The organism is Bizionia sp. (assembly GCF_048259285.1).
GTDB lineage: Bacteria > Bacteroidota > Bacteroidia > Flavobacteriales > Flavobacteriaceae > Algorimicrobium > Algorimicrobium hallyeonense.
In genome coordinates, this window is the sequence record NZ_JBLXHU010000008.1 from 16,690 (window position 1) to 31,552 (window position 14,863).

The window sequence follows — 14,863 nt, forward strand, 5'->3', positions numbered from 1 at the left end:
TAATATCTTTTAACCTTGTTTAGAGTTCTATCCCTAAAACTGCGTGCAAATATACAAACCCTTTTTTATTTAACAAACCTTATTTTAAAAATATTTTTTAGATAAAATTTTAGTTTCTTTGCAGTCCTTAAAAAAGGTAAAAAAATGCAGAGAATTTTAGCAACTATTATATTACTATTCACCCTATTAGGTAGTAATACCAACGCACAAACGCAGTTGCAATATAAATTAAAAATTGGTGATAGCATGGCTGTTCACCAAAAAGCTAATCAAAAAATTACTCAAGATATTGATGGAACGACGCATGAAATGACTAATATTTTGGAAAGTAAGTTTGTTTTAGCGGTTAAAACTGTCACAGATAGCTCCTATATTTTAGATTTTACGTACAAACTTTTTAAACTGCAGTCAAACTCCAATTTATATGGCGAAATTATGTCTATTAATACAGATGCACCCATAGAAAAGGGCGATACCGAAGCGGCTATTTTCTCTGGACTAACACAATCTAAACTGAAGATTGAACTTTTAAAAACTGGTGATATTATTAGTGTTCGTGGTACAACACGCCTAATTAATAATATGATGAAACACGCGGGAATTGAAGACGAATTCACAAAACAAATCATGATTGAGGAAATGAAGAAAGAATTTGGTAGCCAAAGCCTTTCTGATAGTTTTGAACAATTTACCTTTATTTATCCGTTAAACAAAGTAGCTGTTAATGATAGTTGGGAAAACTTCTATTCGGGTGAAATGGAAGCTAAAAACACTTGGACTCTTAAAGCATTACGTCCAACGATTGACATTTTAGGAACAGCACAAGTTTCTTTAGAGTCTGAAGAAGAAAATTACAATATGATTTTAAAGGGCGAACAAAAAACGCTTATTTCTGCAGATATTAAGACAGGTATTGTAAAAACTATGTCTGTGACTTCTAAAACTCAAGGTAACACTGTATCTTTGCAAAATAATTCAGTAAAAATACCAACAACAATAAATTCGGTTACAACCTATAAAACGAAACTTTATGTACAATAAAATTATAAAATTAATCATAGCTATAGGCATCATTGCGTATGCCATTTATCAATTTGTAGAAGGCAACATTGGTAATGGTATCATGTTTATATTACTATCATCAATTTTTGTGTTTCTATATTTTAAAAATGAATTTATTCTATTAGCATTCTTAAGACTTAGAAAGCAAGATTTTGAAGGTGCAAAAAAATGGCTTGATAAAATTAAAAATCCAAGTAGTGCTTTAGTTCAGAAACAAGAAGGTTATTATTACTATTTACATGGCATAATGGTGTCCCAATCTAACATGAATGAAGCCGAGAAACACTTTAAAAAAGCTATTTCTTTAGGGTTATCTATGGATCATGATTTAGCCATGGCCAAATTAAATTTAGCTGGAATTGCCTTTACTAAAAACAGAAAAAACGAATCTAAATTACTGCTTAAAGAAGCCGAAAAATTAGATAAGCGTAACATGCTAGCAGATCAGATTAAAATGATGAAAGAAAACATGAAACGTTCTCAAGGGCCAAACCAACATTATGGTCAGAATCAAATGCGTGGAAGAAGACGTTAATTTATAGTAACGGAGACCATAGTCGGCAATAGGATTCTTTTAGTTTACAAAACTTGGAACGCTGTTGCCATTTTTCTAAGATAAGTTCTTCACTATCTTCAAGGTCTTCTAAAAAAATAGTTTTAAGTTCAACACTTGTTTCTTCATTATAGATAAGGGCGTTAATTTCAAAATTAATATTAAAACTCCTGTAATCTAAATTTGCCGTTCCAATCGTAGAAAACAAATCATCTACTACCATTGTTTTTGCATGAATAAAACCTTTAGTGTAGCGGTACACTTTTACTTTTGCATCTAACAAGCGCTCAATATGTGAGTTGGTGGCATGTTTAGCTGTCCAAGAATCGGACGTTTTTGGAATAAGTAATCGCACATCTAAACCAATCTTTGCTGCCACCTGCAAAGCAGTAACAATTTCATCATTGGGAATAAAATAAGGTGTGGTGATATATACATAATCTTCAGCCGTATTAATGGCTACAAACATAGCTTCCATAATATTTGCCCAATCTGTATCGGGTCCACTTGCTGCAATTTGAACGGCCTTGGTGGATTCAATTTGAACATGAGGGAATAACTCTGAAGAAATTTTACAACTAGAATTAGATACAAAGTCCCAGGTCATTAAAAAATGTACTTGAAGTGGTTTTAAGGCTTCGCCTACTATTCGTAAATGGGTATCGCGCCAATAGGAATCGCCATCTTTATAATTCACATAGCTATCCGATATATTTACACCGCCCACATAGCCTATTTTTCCATCAATAATAGCAATTTTCCGATGGTTTCTATAGTTCATTTTACCCGTGAAATTGGGAAACAAAACAGGCATAAACGCATAAAATTCTATACCACTTTGGCGCATTTTTCTTTTAGTTCGCCATGACATTTTACTTCCCACATCATCAAAAGTTAAGCGGACTTTAATACCTTCCTTCGCTTTATCACAAAGAATATCAATAAGTTTTGTTCCAATATTATCGTCTTTTAAAATGTAGTATTCTAAATGAATATGATGTTTGGCACTTTTTAGATCTTCAAATAATAACTCAAATTTCTTTTTCGCATTTTTAATTATTTGAAGGTCATTATGTAATGTTACAGGCGTGTTTTTATTGTTGTTAAGGAGGTAAACGAGTTTAATTTTTTCGTCTAAATAATCATCTAAATTATGAAGTTGGCTTTCACTTAACTCAAAATCTCTCCCCAGATTCTGTATAATTTGTTCGTTGAGAACATTTTTTCGATTGAAAATTTTATTCTTTCGGTATTCTTGCCCAAAAAAGTAATAAACTATCAGTCCTAAAAATGGAAAAACCACCAAAACCATTATAAAGGAAAGGGTTTTGGTGGGGTTTATGTTTTTAAATAAAATAGTAATGGCAGCCGAAATTGCCAAAACATAGTTCAGAATAATTGCAAGGATCCAAATATTATCTTTTAAGAAATCTAACATTAAGGTTTTGTGGAGTAGTAACCGTCTTGCGGAATTTCAATAAAATAGTTTTTTCTAGACTTATTGTTTAAAAAAGGTTCACGCAACCAAGGGTTGTGAATTTTTAAAATTTTATAATTAATATTATATGTTTCTGCAAAAGCAGTAAAATCTGTAACCGCTGTATCTACCGCAACTTTATAGGTTGGAATGTTTTTATATAAGTCTTTGTCTCTAAAATTAAAACCATATTTATCAGCGTTGGATAAAATTTCTTTTAAGGCCACAATTCTAAACATATAGCGTCCTGTTTCTTCACCTAAAAGCAAATCGTAATACCCAGTAACATTCTGTTCACTTAAACGTCTAGATATTCCAGACATTCCGGCATTATACGCGGCAGCTGCCAATGTCCATGACCCTAATTTCTCTTTGGATTTTTTCAAATAATCGCACGCGACTTCGGTAGACATTTCTAAATTATAACGTTCATCCACATTATCATTTACTTCCAATCCATATTCACGTGCAGTTGCTGGCATTATTTGCCAAACACCTCTGGCTCCTGCTGGCGATACAGCATTGGTTAACCCACTTTCTATTACTGCCAAATATTTAAAATCGTCTGGAACACCATGTTTTGCTAAAATAGGTTCAATAATTGGAAAGTACTTTTTAGCACGTTTAAACATGAGTAGTCCGTTGGACTGCCAATAGGTATTTACCAATAATTCGCGGTCCATGCGTTCATAAATATCCGGATCTTTTAATGGTAAAGGTTCACCTGCAAAATCCAAATTATCAGGAATTTGAAGTGCATAAACATTATAATCGTTTATAAGTTGCTTTTCAAAATTTTCATCCGTTTTTGCGTTCTGTTGTGCAAAAATAAATAGGAAAGTTAAACTTAACAATCCTACCATCATTAACATTCTTTTCATCAATTTCATCTCTGTAAGTTTTTGTTTAAAGTTATAAAAAAAATCAACATGATTCACTAGAACCCTCTAAAATAAGTTCTGGTAAATGTTCATTAAACCAACGGTATTTATTGAGGATCATGATATGTGTTCCTTTATCAATTGTAATGCAATTTTTAATATGCCTGTATGGGAAAACATTATCCAATGATCCATGTATATGGATAATATTTTCTGGAGCTTTATTTTGATTCCAACAAATCATTTCTTTAACTGCCCAATTAATATATCGTGGGTCTGTTACAGACAGATACTTTTTATAAAGCGCCACGCGTTTTTTAACGGTTTCTCCAAAAGCGTATTTTGCCAACACATCCATATTACCCATTAAAGAAGCCGGAAACAATTTAAAGGCTTTAGTAGCGCGCATAATTTTCATCCGTTTGGGCATTTCCTTTTTGCTTTTTATACTAGAAATAATAATTAATCGTTTAATTTTTAAATGCTTACTCATTTCCTGAACCAAAACACCACCAAATGAAACACCAATTAAGGCCACATTTTTTTCTGTTATTTGATTTACCATACGTAAAGCATAATTGGTAAGTGTTTCATTTTCTTCAGGAATTTGCCATTCCAACAAGTGAATTTTAAAATCTGATTCGGGTAATTTTATATATTCAAAAATGGTTGAGCTAGCAGCTAATCCGGGCATAAAATATACATGTATTATATCTTGATTCATAAGGTATTAAAAGCCTTTATTATTAATAATGACAATATTTTTTCGTAAATTTGTGTTACAAAACTATATAAAAATAGTTTTCACTCCCTATAATTCCATTGAATAAAAAAGAATATTATGATAGAAGAACATGAACTCATTGACAATGACTTTTTGCGTCAGTTTGAATTAAAAATAGACGATCAACTTGCAAAAATTGAATATTCACTTCAGGAACGTAAAATATTTTTAACAAAGCTTATTATTCCGGAAGACGTATTTTCGGAAGCATTTCAAAACGAATTTATAATTATCGTTTTTAAAAACATTCAAGAGCGTAATTTAAGTGTTGTTCCTACAAGCCCTGAAATAGCCAGGTTTATTAGAAAAAACAGACAATACAAAAGTATGCTTCCCGTTGGTGTTCGCATCTAATTGGGAACATACCTATTTATTTTTCCTGCCAACGCCACTTTTTTTTATAATTGATAGAAAAACAACAAAAAAGGCGTGCTTTAATTAAAGCACGCCTTTTTAAGTTTTATTAGTTACGATATTAACTCTTTATAATTCGTTTAGTAACTGAACCAGTATCCGTAGCTACTTTTAAAATATATACACCAGTGTGTAATTTACCTATATTTAGTCTTTCAATATTATTAGATTTTAAAACTAATTTTCCAGCAATGTCATATAACTCCGTTGAGAAATTAGAAACTGACTGTGGAAAATTAATATGAATATAATTTTGAGCCGGGTTAGGCGTTACAGAGATTTTTTCCATTGAAAAATCTTTTACAGAAAGTGGCGCCTCATCTCTAATTTGAAATCCTGAACTTGGAAAAGATTCACCAAGTAAACCAGAAATATTTGTCCAATTCGTCGCTCCAGCCCCAAATAAATTAGATGGGTCTATTAATACAGGTTCTTCACCAGAAACCGCAGCAGTTGAGCCAAACCAGTTCCACCTGTTCAATCCTGTAGTAGAAAAAGCTTCATTTACAGTTGGAAATGCCGCAATCCAATATGTTCCTGCTGGTAATGTAATTTGCGTTCCTCCATTAGCATCTGTAACACGGACTGTAAAGTTGGCTGCACCAGCACCATCTTCATTTAATGTGAAGTCAGTTGCCGAAATTCCAGAAAGTTCAACAACACCTGTTCCAGGAACACTAGGATTACCATTTGGTACACCTGCATTATCAGCATAAATAAAAACATTAAAGCTTAATAAATTTGTAAAATTAACCGTATTACTTAATAGTCCATAAATATCAATCTCTCCTAAAATAGTATTACTAGGCAGAACAAAGTCATCTGAAACATATACTCCAACGCCATCGTTCCCTTGAAAACTAACAAGTGCACTTCCTGCTGCGTTCACAGGTTGATCTATAACTACAGCTTGTGCATGGGATGCCCAAGTAAGTAAACATAACAATAAAGGTAAAATGTAATTTTTTTTCATAATTTTAAAGTTTTAGATTTATAACCGCTAAATATAGACAATCTAATTGATAATCATGAAATATTACACTGTTATTTTTTTGCTCTTTTTAGGATGTTCGTCTGATAAACAGGAGCTAACAAATATATTTAGGTATAATGAGCATAAAAACATCAGTTCTTTAGATCCTGCCTTTTCTAAAGATTTGGCAGATATTTGGGCAACTAATCAGCTTTTTAATGGTTTGGTGGAAATGGATGACAGCTTAAACGTTAAACCAAGTATTGCTAAAAACTGGGTAGTTTCAGATAGTGCTAAAACCTATACATTTACCTTACGTCATGACGTGTATTTTCATAATCATGGATTATTTGGTGAGGATTCTACCAGAACGGTAAAGGCTTCCGATTTTGAATACAGCTTTAACCGAATAAAAGACAAACAAATTGCATCGCCTGGTAGCTGGGTGTTAAATAAAGTAGAGGACTTTTATGCGGTTAATGATTCTATTTTCGAAATAAAACTGACACAGCCCTTTCCTGCTTTTTTAGGTTTACTAACCATGAAGTATTGTTCCGTAGTTCCGAAGGAAATTGTAGAACATTATGGCACTGATTTTAGAGCACATCCAATTGGTACTGGTCCCTTTAAATTTAAACGATGGGAAGAAAACTTAAAGCTCGTTTTCAGAAAGCATACTAATTATTTCGAATTTGATAAACAAGGTAAAAAGCTTCCGTATTTAGAAGCTATTGCCATAACATTTCTTCCGGATAAGCAAAGTGAATTTTTACAATTTGCACAAGGAAACATAGACTATGTATCTGGTTTGGATGCATCATATAAGGATGAAATTCTAACAGCCAATGGAACACTTCGTGACAATTATGCCAATGATGTAAACATGATACGTGGTCCTTATTTAAATACGGAATATTTGGCGTTTTATATGGATTCTGACGTTGCGGAAATACAATCAGAATATATTAGAAAAGCAGTAAATTATGGTTTTGACAGAGAGAAAATGATGATTTACTTGCGGAATGGCGTTGGTATTCCAGCTCATGGCGGATTCATTCCAAAAGGCTTACCTGGTTATAGTCAAAAATCCGGATTTAATTATCAGCCTGAAAAAGCAAAAGAATTGGTTGAACAATTTAAAACAGAAACTGGAAATAGAAACCCTGAAATCACGATTACAACCACCAGTAATTATTTAAGTTTTTGCGAGTATATCCAGAGAGAACTCCAAAAAACTGGTCTATTAGTTTCTATTAATGTAATTCCTGCTTCTAGTTTAAAAGACTCTAAAGCAAATGGTAAATTAGATATGTTTCGCGCTAGCTGGGTAGCAGATTATCCAGATGCTGAAAATTATTTATCACTCTACTACAGCAAAAATTTTGCACCTAATGGTCCTAATTACACACATTATAAAAATGACCAGTTTGATGCTTGGTATGAACAGGCTTTTACAGAAACTAACACTTTAGAAAGAGAACGGCTTTACACCAAAATGGATAGTTTAGTTATGGCCTCTGCACCTGTTGTACCTATGTTTTATGATGAAGTTGTCCGATTTACAAGGAAAAACATTTCGGGTTTGGGTATCAACCCCATTAACTTATTGGAGTTAAAACACGTGAAAAAGACTAATTGAATTTAATGAAAGAGGTGAAATTTTTAGACGCTATTCTCTTCTAAATCGTTTGGTTTCTTCAAATACATGCTCCAAAATAGCGGCATCTTGTTCCGTAAATTCTATATCGCGTCGTGACATAACAACTTCGGCAACTTCAAAAGCTTTTTTGGTTAAATAAGTTGTAAACCCACTGCTTCCTCCCCAAGAAAAACTTGGCACGAAATTTCGTGGAAATCCACTCCCAAAAATATTAGCACTAACACCTACAACCGTTCCCGTATTAAACATGGTGTTAATACCACATTTACTGTGGTCACCCATCATGAGTCCACAGAATTGTAAACCTGTTTTTGCAAATCCTTCTTTTTGGTAATCCCACAGGCGCACTTCCGCATAATTGTTTTTTAAATTCGAGTTATTAGTATCGGCACCTAAATTGCACCATTCGCCAATAACAGAATTTCCTAAAAATCCATCATGACCTTTATTAGAATATGCAAAAATTACAGAATTAGTAACCTCTCCTCCCACCTTACTATGAGGTCCAACCGTTGTTGGGCCGTAAATTTTAGAAGCCATTTTCACGGTTGCATGATCACATAAAGCAAAAGGTCCGCGAATAACGCTTCCTTCCATAACTTCGGCATCCTTACCTATATATATTGGCCCATTTGTAGCATTCAAGGTTACAAAATCCAGTTTGGCACCTTCTTCAATAAAAATAGATTCCGGATGAATGGTATTTACCGTTGCTGGAATGGGTTGCGATTTTCTATTCGTTGTTAGTAGTTCAAAATCATCTTGAATCGCTTCGCCGTTTTTAGAAAAAATATCCCATGTATTTTCAACTTTTAAAAGCGAATCAGTATACTCAATGGCCTCATAAGAATCAAAATTAACCTCCTCTTGAGATTCTTTCGTGTAAAAAGCAATTACATCCTCATCCTTAAAAATAGCTTGGTTTTCACTTAAATCTGTAATCATGGCTACCAATTCATCATTAGGTAAATAGGATGCATTAATCATGACATTCTGCTCCATTTCAACCATTGGGTATTTGTCCGATAAATACTCTTCAGTGACTGTCGTGGTTGTAGAGCCTAAATAAAGTTCCCATTTCTCACGAATAGTTAATATACCAATACGAATATCGGCAACCGGACGCGTGTATGTAAATGGCAATAAATTATTGCGCGAAGGACCATCAAAAAGAATGTAGTTCATGTTATATGCTTTTTGGTAAAAATAAAAAAAGCCTTTCAATAGTTGAAAGGCTTTTAGAAATATATTTTAGACTAAATTTATTTTTTAAATTTAGCGTATTTAGTTTTAAACTTGTCAATACGACCAGCCGTATCAATTAATTTAGATTTACCTGTGTAAAAAGGGTGTGATGTTCTAGAAATCTCCATTTTAATTAATGGATATTCAACACCTTCCACTTCTAAAGTTTCGTTCGTGTTTGCTGTAGATTTTGTTAAAAAAACGTCGTCGTTAGACATGTCTTTAAACGCTACTACTCTATAATTTTCTGGATGTATTTCTTTTTTCATCGCTAAATGCTTTAATATCTTAACTTTTTTCGAAGTGCAAATTTAGGCAATTTTAATAACTATGCAATACTTTTTTAATTTATTTATATGAAATATGTCATATTACTAAATTATTCAGTCTTACCTCTATTTTCTTATTGCTTTTTTACACTTTTCTCTTCAATATGCAAAAGTAAACAACTTCCCATAATTACACAATAGAGCTTATTTAAAATACAGTTTATTGTAACGTTTTGCTATATTTGTTTACTAACTTTTTATAATCAACTAAAAGAAATTAACAAAATGGAAACATCTACTAAATCAATTGCAATTAATTTCGGTCTGTACCTTGGCGGAATTTTATCATTATTAACTGTTATGGCTTATGCCATAAGCCTAGATTTATTTACGAAATGGTGGTTTGGAATTGCCATGATGATTTTGGTTATTGTTTTGGGTGTTATGTCTTCAACAAAATCAAGAGGTGCACTAAATGGCTTTATTAGCTTTAAAGGTGCTTTTACATCTTTTTTTATCACAGTCCTTATAGGTTTAGTGATTAGCACCGTTGTTAGTTATGTAATTTTCAATATTGTGGATCCAGAAGCGTCAGGAATATTACAAGAAAAAATACTTGCCTCACAGGTTGAAATGATGCGTGGCTTTGGTGCGCCAGAAGAATCTATTGCCCAAATAGTTGAAGAAATGGAAAAGCAAGAAGACATGTACTCCTTGGGTAATATTTTACAAGCTTTAGCATTTCAATTAGTCGGATTTAGCGTCGTTGGCCTTATTGTAGCTTTGGTTGTTAAAAAAGAAGATATACAAGCTTAAATAATTTCGTTACTTTTGGTGTTTCACATATGAAATCACGTACATGAATATATCAGTAGTCATACCACTACTTAACGAACAAGAGTCTTTAATAGAACTACATGATTGGATTGCAAAAGTTATGCAATCCAATCATTTTTCTTATGAAATCCTTTTTATTGATGATGGCAGCACAGATGATTCTTGGAAAATCATTCAACAGCTTTCCGAAAGAAATAACGCAGTAAAAGGCATTCAGTTTTTAAGGAATTTTGGAAAATCCCAAGCTTTACACGCTGGTTTTGAAAAAGCACAAGGCGATGTTGTAATTACCATGGATGCCGATCTTCAGGACAATCCAGAAGAAATTCCTGATTTATACAATATGATTCTATCGGAAGGTTTTGACATGGTTTCCGGTTGGAAGAAAAAACGCTACGACGCCGTTCTTTCTAAAAATATGCCGTCTAAATTGTTCAATTGGGCAGCTCGAAAAACGTCGGGTGTTAAACTCAATGATTTTAATTGCGGACTAAAAGCATACCGACGAAATGTGGTAAAAAACATTGATGTAAATGGTGAAATGCATCGTTATATTCCGGTATTAGCAAAAAATGCAGGCTTTACTAAAATTGGTGAAAAAGTGGTGCAGCATCAAGCTAGAAAGTATGGCGAAACAAAATTTGGAATGGATCGTTTTATTCACGGTTTTCTAGATTTAATTACCATATGGTTTATTTCCAGATTTGGAAGAAGACCCATGCATTTATTTGGTGCACTTGGCGTCATGATGTTTGCTATTGGATTTGCATTTTCCTTTTATTTAGGAATTGATAAACTATTTTTAAATCCTGATGGTCGTCTTATTACAGACAGACCACAGTTTTTTATTGCTTTGGTAACCATGATAATTGGTACGCAATTTTTTGTTGCTGGCTTTCTAGGCGAAATTATATTGCGAACCAAAGAAAACAGAAAGCGGTATTTAATAAAAGATGCTATTTAACAGTTATCTAGCACACATTTTTATGAATTTCGTACTATTGTACGCTACTTTATTTTAACTATGATACATATTAAACCTGAATTATTAGCGCGTATAAACACATGGTTAACGCCTACTTTTGATACAGAGACTCAAGAATATATAAAAAACTTAATCGCCACCAATCCCGCGGAATTGCAGGAAGCTTTCCATAAAGATTTAGAGTTTGGAACTGGAGGTATGCGCGGTATTATGGGAATCGGGACCAACCGAATTAACAAATATACACTGGGAAAAAACACACAAGGCTTAAGCAACTATTTAAAACAAAGCTTTCCTGGCGAAATTATAAAAGTTGCCATTGCTTTCGATTGCCGACATAACAGCCAATCTTTAGCCAAATTGGTTGCTGATGTTTTTTCAGCCAATAATATTGAAGTCTTTTTATTCGAAGATTTACGTCCAACACCAGAATTATCCTTCACCCTAAAATATTTAAAATGCCACTGCGGCATAGTTTTAACGGCATCTCATAATCCGCCAGAATACAACGGTTTTAAAGTGTATTGGCAAGATGGTGGCCAATTAGTACCACCGCAAGATGCTGAAATTATTGCCGAAATTAATCGATTAGAATATGCTGAAATTAATTTTGAAGCGCAAGAACCGTTAATTAATTATATTGGTGAAGCTCTAGATAATGTATTCATTAATGCTTCCGTTAAAAATGGAAGTTTTAATACACATCAAAAAGCAAAAGATAATCTGAATATTGTTTTCACTTCCTTACATGGCACATCTATTACTATTATTCCGGAAACCTTAAAACGAGCGGGTTATAATCAAGTTCATATTGTTGAAGAGCAAGCCAAACCAGACGGTGATTTTCCTACGGTAAAATCGCCAAATCCTGAAGAACCAGCAGCCTTAAAAATGGCTTTGGAATTAGCTGAAAAAGTACAAGCTGATATTGTTATCGGTACCGATCCCGATAGTGATCGGGTTGGTGTAGCTGTTAGAGATTTAGATAATGAAATGATTATCCTTAATGGTAATCAAGCCATGATAATCATGACGGAATTTTTGTTAAAGCAATGGAAAAAAGCGGACAAAATTAAAGGTAAGGAGTTTATTGGCTCTACCATTGTATCCACACCTATGATGCAACAGTTAGCAGATGCATATCAGGTGGAATGTAAAATTGGCTTAACCGGATTTAAATGGATAGCTAAAATGATAAAAGACTTTCCAGAACTTAATTTTATTGGTGGTGGTGAAGAAAGTTTCGGGTTTATGGTTGGCGATTTTGTTCGCGATAAAGATGCTGTTACCGCAACTCTTTTGGCTTGCGAAATTGCAGCCCAAGCAAAAGCACAAGGCAGCTCCATTTATGAAGCATTAATCAACTTATATATAGAACATGGCTTTTATAAAGAACGTTTAGTTTCTATCACTAAAAAAGGTATTGAAGGTGCTCAAGAAATCAAACAGATGATGTATGATGCACGGGAAAACCCTTTAGAAAAGGTGAATGGATCTAAAGTTATGAAAATTGAAGATTATCAATTATCACAATCCAGGCAATTAAGCAATGGCTATATTGAACAAATTCATGTGCCAAAATCCAATGTGCTTATTTATTATTTGGAAGATGGTAGTCAAATAGCTTTAAGACCAAGTGGCACTGAACCCAAAATTAAGTTTTACATTAGCGTTAATACCACTCTGGACAATGTGTCAGCGTTTCAAGCAACGGAACAGAAATTGGAAAACAAAATTGATGCAATTTTGAAGGAGATGAATCTAAACTAGATGAAAAAAATAATAATCCAGCTATTACCATTTATTAAGACTTATAAAAAGCACGTTGTTTTAAATGTGATTTTTAATATCTTAAATGCCCTATTTACAACTCTTTCTTTTGTAGCATTAATCCCTATGCTTAATGTGTTATTCGATAAAACCAATAGAGTAACAGAAGCACCAATTTGGAATGGTATTGGCGACTTAAAGAATTACGCCAATGATTTGTTAAACTTCAAAATAAGCGGTTATCTGGATGATAATAATGCCCAAATGGCTTTGGTTATCGTTATTGCCATTGTTATTTGCACTTTTGCGCTAAAAAACCTTTTTGGTTATCTAGCAAGTCAACATGTTATGTTTCTTAAAAATGGTGTGTTAACAGATTTGCGTAACGATATGTATGACAATATTATTAATTTACCATTAAAATTCTACTCCAAAAGACAAAAAGGAGATGTCATGGCGCGTATTTTAGGTGACATTGGCGAAATGCAAAACTCCTTATTTATTGTTTTAGAATTAATAGTAAGGGAGCCTTTAAACATAATTTTTGCTTTAGGAACCATGTTTTATATAAACTGGCGCTTATCACTCTTTGTTTTAGTGTTTATTCCAACTGCTGGATTTATAATTTCTAGAATTGGAAAAAGACTTAAAAGTGAGTCTTTAACAGCGCAACAAGAATCTGGTAGATTAATTTCTATAGTTGAAGAAACTTTAACCGGTTTAAAAATTGTAAAAAGCTATAATGCAGAACCGCTTTTTAAAGAAAACTTCAGAAACTCGGCAAGTAAACTTTTAAAATTATCCAATAGTATAGGTCTTAAAAATAACCTTGCTGGTCCTATCAGCGAAATTTTAGGAATCATTACCATAGCCGTATTACTATGGTACGGTGGAAAATTAGTACTTATTGATGAAGTTATTGAAGGTACAACATTTATAGGTTTCATGTTACTTGCTTACGGTATTTTAACGCCAGCAAAAGCTATTAGTAAGGCCAGTTATAAAGTTAAAAATGGAATGGCAGCTGCCGATCGTGTTTTCGAAATTCTACATGAAGAAGACAACATGGAAGATAATCCTGATGCCATAGATTTCAAGGATTTTAAAGATAAAGTTTCTATCAATAATATTTCGTTTAAATACGATAATGATCTGGTTCTAAAAAACTTTAGCGTGCAAGTAGCAAAGGGTAAAACCTTGGCGCTTGTTGGGCAATCTGGTAGTGGCAAAAGTACTATTGCGAATTTGGTTACCCGATTTTACGATGTAAATGAAGGCAATATTACTATAGATGGTATCGATATAAAAAACATGACTAAAAAGTCCTTAAGAGACCAAATGGGATTAGTAACCCAAGATTCCATTTTATTTAACGATTCTATAAAAAACAACCTATTAATTGGTAAACCAGGTGCAACAGATACGGAAGTTATTGATGCTTTAAAAATAGCCAATGCTTGGGAGTTTGTTCAAGAGCTACCCAATGGAATTAATACCAATGTTGGCGATGCTGGAAATAATTTTTCTGGCGGACAAAAGCAGCGTTTAAGTATAGCTAGAGCTGTTCTTAAAAACCCACCGATAATGATTCTGGATGAAGCCACTTCAGCTTTAGATACCGAAAGCGAACGATTGGTGCAAGTGGCGCTTGAGAACATGATGAAAAACCGAACATCTATTGTTATTGCACACCGTTTATCCACTATTCAGAATGCCGATTTAATTGTTGTTATGCAACATGGTCAGATTGTGGAACAAGGAACACATACCGAATTAATAGACAAAAATGGCATGTACCGCAGGTTGGTAGAAATGCAAAGTTTTGAGTAGACTCTAGTCTTCTTACGCTATATTTTCTGTTCCAATCCTTCGGTTCGCTGAAGACGATCGTTTTTTTTACAAAGTCTCATTAAACTTTTTTACCTTCTGCTAGTCTAAAGTAAAAATCGATTT

At 33.3% G+C, this 14,863-nt stretch carries 14 protein-coding genes; 8 read left to right on the forward strand and 6 right to left on the reverse strand.

Annotated features, from left to right (window positions below; all coding sequences use genetic code 11):
* The first annotated feature begins 144 nt into the window (after window positions 1–144).
* Both ACN0QX_RS05815 and ACN0QX_RS05820 read left to right on the forward strand, forming a co-directional pair.
* Window positions 145–1,041 (forward strand): DUF6263 family protein, encoded by an 897-nt coding sequence (locus ACN0QX_RS05815; protein ID WP_417195851.1) that lies wholly within the window; start codon window positions 145–147, stop codon window positions 1,039–1,041.
* Window positions 1,031–1,597, forward strand: coding sequence for a DUF2892 domain-containing protein (locus tag ACN0QX_RS05820; protein WP_248400432.1), 567 nt, complete (start codon window positions 1,031–1,033; stop codon window positions 1,595–1,597). The genes ACN0QX_RS05815 and ACN0QX_RS05820 overlap by 11 nt, the downstream gene beginning before the upstream one ends.
* A 1-nt stretch (window position 1,598) precedes the next feature.
* Here the strand turns inward: ACN0QX_RS05820 and cls are convergent, their stop codons facing one another.
* The 3 genes from cls to ACN0QX_RS05835 are packed head-to-tail and all read right to left on the reverse strand — an operon-like array spanning window position 1,599 to window position 4,697.
* Window positions 1,599–3,053, reverse strand: coding sequence for a cardiolipin synthase (gene cls / locus ACN0QX_RS05825; RefSeq protein WP_417195852.1), 1,455 nt, complete (start codon window positions 3,051–3,053; stop codon window positions 1,599–1,601).
* The gene (locus ACN0QX_RS05830) at window positions 3,053–3,982 is read right to left on the reverse strand and encodes a lytic transglycosylase domain-containing protein (protein WP_376860625.1); all 930 of its coding nucleotides are present in this window, start codon (window positions 3,980–3,982) and stop codon (window positions 3,053–3,055) included. The genes cls and ACN0QX_RS05830 overlap by 1 nt, the downstream gene beginning before the upstream one ends.
* 34 nt (window positions 3,983–4,016) lie before the next feature.
* Window positions 4,017–4,697: a YqiA/YcfP family alpha/beta fold hydrolase gene (locus ACN0QX_RS05835; protein ID WP_248400437.1), complete on the reverse strand. Its 681-nt coding sequence runs from the start codon at window positions 4,695–4,697 to the stop codon at window positions 4,017–4,019.
* A gap of 117 nt (window positions 4,698–4,814) precedes the next feature.
* Between ACN0QX_RS05835 and ACN0QX_RS05840 the strand changes: the two genes are divergently transcribed.
* Window positions 4,815–5,111 carry an N-acetyltransferase gene (locus ACN0QX_RS05840; RefSeq protein WP_248400439.1) on the forward strand — a complete coding sequence of 99 codons (297 nt, stop codon included), beginning with the start codon at window positions 4,815–4,817 and terminating at the stop codon, window positions 5,109–5,111.
* A 121-nt stretch (window positions 5,112–5,232) separates the two neighbouring features.
* Here the strand turns inward: ACN0QX_RS05840 and ACN0QX_RS05845 are convergent, their stop codons facing one another.
* Window positions 5,233–6,144 (reverse strand): T9SS type A sorting domain-containing protein, encoded by a 912-nt coding sequence (locus ACN0QX_RS05845; protein WP_417195853.1) that lies wholly within the window; start codon window positions 6,142–6,144, stop codon window positions 5,233–5,235.
* Between the two features lie 55 nt (window positions 6,145–6,199).
* Here ACN0QX_RS05845 and ACN0QX_RS05850 point away from each other — a divergent pair, with 55 nt between their 5' ends.
* The gene (locus ACN0QX_RS05850; protein ID WP_417195854.1) at window positions 6,200–7,783 is read left to right on the forward strand and encodes an ABC transporter substrate-binding protein; all 1,584 of its coding nucleotides are present in this window, start codon (window positions 6,200–6,202) and stop codon (window positions 7,781–7,783) included.
* A 30-nt stretch (window positions 7,784–7,813) separates the two neighbouring features.
* On the opposite strand, the gene ACN0QX_RS05855 is transcribed toward ACN0QX_RS05850, so the two are convergent.
* Window positions 7,814–8,989: a GlmU family protein gene (locus ACN0QX_RS05855; RefSeq protein ID WP_417195855.1), complete on the reverse strand. Its 1,176-nt coding sequence runs from the start codon at window positions 8,987–8,989 to the stop codon at window positions 7,814–7,816.
* 77 nt (window positions 8,990–9,066) lie between these two features.
* Window positions 9,067–9,318, reverse strand: coding sequence for a type B 50S ribosomal protein L31 (locus tag ACN0QX_RS05860; protein WP_248400456.1), 252 nt, complete (start codon window positions 9,316–9,318; stop codon window positions 9,067–9,069).
* A gap of 285 nt (window positions 9,319–9,603) precedes the next feature.
* Here ACN0QX_RS05860 and ACN0QX_RS05865 point away from each other — a divergent pair, with 285 nt between their 5' ends.
* Genes ACN0QX_RS05865 through ACN0QX_RS05880 form a run of 4 tightly spaced genes read left to right on the forward strand, consistent with a single transcriptional unit; the run spans window position 9,604 to window position 14,740 of the window.
* A complete protein-coding gene (locus tag ACN0QX_RS05865) occupies window positions 9,604–10,134 on the forward strand; it encodes a DUF4199 domain-containing protein (RefSeq protein WP_248400458.1) in 531 nt (176 codons plus the stop codon).
* A 43-nt stretch (window positions 10,135–10,177) separates the two neighbouring features.
* Complete coding sequence (locus ACN0QX_RS05870) at window positions 10,178–11,119, forward strand: glycosyltransferase family 2 protein (protein WP_417195856.1); 942 nt, start codon at window positions 10,178–10,180, stop codon at window positions 11,117–11,119.
* Between the two features lie 60 nt (window positions 11,120–11,179).
* A complete protein-coding gene (locus ACN0QX_RS05875) occupies window positions 11,180–12,910 on the forward strand; it encodes a phospho-sugar mutase (protein ID WP_417195857.1) in 1,731 nt (576 codons plus the stop codon).
* Window positions 12,911–14,740 (forward strand): ABC transporter ATP-binding protein, encoded by a 1,830-nt coding sequence (locus ACN0QX_RS05880; protein WP_417195858.1) that lies wholly within the window; start codon window positions 12,911–12,913, stop codon window positions 14,738–14,740.
* The last annotated feature ends 123 nt before the right edge of the window (window positions 14,741–14,863 follow it).